This window comes from Pelomonas margarita, from assembly GCF_043555875.1.
GTDB classification, from domain to species: domain Bacteria; phylum Pseudomonadota; class Gammaproteobacteria; order Burkholderiales; family Burkholderiaceae_C; genus Pelomonas; species Pelomonas margarita.
Genome location: NZ_JBIGHW010000039.1, coordinates 1 through 2,673, shown reverse-complemented (window position 1 = coordinate 2,673; position 2,673 = coordinate 1). Strand labels below are relative to the sequence as shown.

Annotated in this window: 2 protein-coding genes; both read right to left on the bottom strand. The window is 59.3% G+C overall.

Annotated elements, in window-relative coordinates; all coding sequences use genetic code 11:
- Positions 1–165: 165 nt before the first annotated feature.
- Positions 166–936, bottom strand: coding sequence for a hypothetical protein (locus ACG0Z3_RS23065; RefSeq protein WP_394402377.1), 771 nt, complete (start codon positions 934–936; stop codon positions 166–168).
- Between the two features lie 45 nt (positions 937–981).
- Positions 982–2,496 carry an SAVED domain-containing protein gene (locus ACG0Z3_RS23060; protein ID WP_394402375.1) on the bottom strand — a complete coding sequence of 505 codons (1,515 nt, stop codon included), beginning with the start codon at positions 2,494–2,496 and terminating at the stop codon, positions 982–984.
- Between the last annotated feature and the right edge of the window lie 177 nt (positions 2,497–2,673).

The window sequence follows — 2,673 nt, the reverse complement described above, 5'->3', positions numbered from 1 at the left end:
TGAAGTTCCCGAAGATTACGTCCCGAGGGGTAGCCCAGCGCGCTCAGCGCCACGTGCCGACGTCAATCACGTCCTTGCGGCACCTGCTGAGCTATGAGTTGAACCTTCGATTGGGCTCATGCACGTGCTGCGAACGAACGTCGCTATTCTTGTGACACAGTAAGACTATATGCTCTGCGATGAAATGGTCGGCTCCTCACTGAGCTGGATGTCGCTACAGGCGACATCTACGGTCCGAAACAGACGACTCAACGCCGACTCGTAGCTGCTTATCGCCAAGTAGAAGAACAGCACGCCGTAAAACAAGGCAACACTTGCGATGAAGGCCTCCGTTGTCGGAGGTTTGCCAGCCATCGCCGCTTCCATGCCCTTGACGAAGAGGTACCCCCAGCCAGCCCAAGAGAGGTTGACCAGCCAGGTCAGCGATTGGAGCCGGGTCTTGCAACGTTCTTCGAAGACCTTGAGCGTCTGCTGCACGATGACAACCCTGGTCTTCGTGGCAAGGCCCCTTCGACGTAACGCCTGGGCAGCAAATTCGGCGTCGTCTGACGAAACACCCGTAGAGGCTCGCACGCTTGGCATCGGAAAGAGCGCTAGCGCAATCGGGCAGATGACGCACACCCAACTCAGGCCTTGCCCGAGCAACGGATCCGACGCCACCTGACCCATGATCCAGTTCTTCATCATCAAGAACACCAACGAAGCCAATGTCCAAGTCACAAGAGCCTGAACCTTGCTACTCAGTCCGATCACCACAAACTTTGTAGGCAACCAGAGATGCCGTTGAAGTGAGCCCAGGATCGGAACCCGGTTGGCCACGTCGCCGACAAGGTGCGCCTCGACGTCCTGCACAAGCATCAACGACTGGTGGAATACCGTCGGCGGTTTGCGCTCTTCTTGATGACTCCGGAACTGCGAGAGGATGGAGCTAAGCATGGAGGGTGGCCTGCTGAGTGGGGATTGATAGAGCGCCGCGGCCGATCAAATCGGCAGTGAAAGCGAGGGACGATATCCGCCGCCGTTTGCACCTTCGAAGTCGTATTCGTACAAGGTGCTCCGGCCCATCCCAGGCTGCCGCTGGCCCAAGAAGAAAGTGAAGGCATTGGGCGCCGCGACAAAGAAGTGCGCTGCCCCGCTGGCGCCCTGCCGCTGTCGATTGAACTCCTGTGCCAACGACTCTGCCAAGTCGAAAGCATGCCGGCCGCACACAACGGATCGTGCACCGGGACCACACCTTGGGCTGGCTACCAAGAGCGTCCCGACTTGCGGCAACGCTGCCGCTAAATGCGACCTGACGGCGTTCGTGACATCGTGGGTGAGGCAGACCGCGACAGCGATATCCCCGGTGGGTTCGCCGATAGACTCAACTTTGAAATCCCATCGGGGCCACGCTGGATCGCTGGGCATGTCACTCGCATGCCAGACGTTGCGGTGCATCGTCCGCTGTTCGATCTCCACGCTCCGGCCAGACTTGATGTTCAACACGGACCCTGCCGCGAAGGCTAGGGTGACGTGAGCGTCAAGGACCAAGCGCAGATGGGGGTTGCTACGGGCCGCGTTCTGCAAGAATGCCCTGAGCTTGGGATACAGCGTAGATGTCCAGTCGGCTTGGTCTCGAATCAAACGCTCGTCGAAGTGCGGCACCAGGTCCAACACGACGGTGCAGCGCTCTTCCAGCCGGTCAAACGGGTGCTCGAACGACTTGACGCCAAAGACTAAGCGTCCCTTGCCGCCGTTGTCGAGCAGCCCTTCACGCCTGCAAGCTTCCCTGAAACTTGCGCGGTCAAATTCCAGCCTCCCTTGCGACAGCCACTGGAAGGCCACGTCGTCGTAGACGAAGCTGCTCTCGTTGGCGGGTACCCGTCGCAGGCCGCGGTTCTCGAACAGGAGATCGAGGTTGTCGCGGTGGTCGTCCAGTGAGGTGGAATCCGTATCGAGCGCGAGCGTGCGAGCCAACAGCTTCAGGGCATCGTCGTCGACGCCCAGGTGCTCGCGCCAAAGCTTCCTGATCTTGCCTGCCTTGGAGTTGTCGCCAGTGCCGTCAAAGAGGTCCTTCAACCGGAGCGATTTGGATTTCTGATTGATGAGGGCTCGCAGCGGATCGGCCTGGCCCACTCGCCAATTGGTCACCAGCTTGAACCTTGCACCTGTTCCGTCACAGGCGTGCGCAAGCTGGGCGGCATGTGCGCGCTGAAGCAGCGAGAACCTGTTGGCATTGATCCACTCGGGGCTGACGAGATCGGAATAACCAAAATCGTTGACCGACACGTGCCACTTGCACTGCGTGTGCTCGCGAAAAATCGGCTTGCCCTCATGGTCACCGGGCGCACGCTCGCGCGCGTATTCCACCCAGACGTCGTCGAAGCCCTTCGGGCCCGACTCGAAGCCAACTCGGATGATCGGGCCGAGCGGGTCAAGGAGACACGCAGCCTTGCGCCAGAAGATCCTGGCCTGGAATGCGTCTCCATCGCGGCGAACCGCTACTGCCTGCGTCATCCGATGCTCCTTGAGAGGTTGTGTCTTGCTGGCTCGATCAGACCTCTTAGTCTTACTGTGTCAATAAAATCAAGGCATTATGCGGACTTCTTGATTCTTTGGTTGAGGATCGATGAACGTCGCAGACCGCTTTGAGGAATACCTGGAGCATTTGGCTTCGGGGCTGGGACACGCCGA

Excerpts from the sequence above, each read along its gene's own strand:
- ACG0Z3_RS23065 (WP_394402377.1), bottom strand. The coding sequence starts at position 936 with ATGCTTAGCTCCATCCTCTCGCAGTTCCGGAGTCATCAAGAAGAGCGC.
- ACG0Z3_RS23060 (WP_394402375.1), bottom strand. The coding sequence starts at position 2,496 with ATGACGCAGGCAGTAGCGGTTCGCCGCGATGGAGACGCATTCCAGGCC.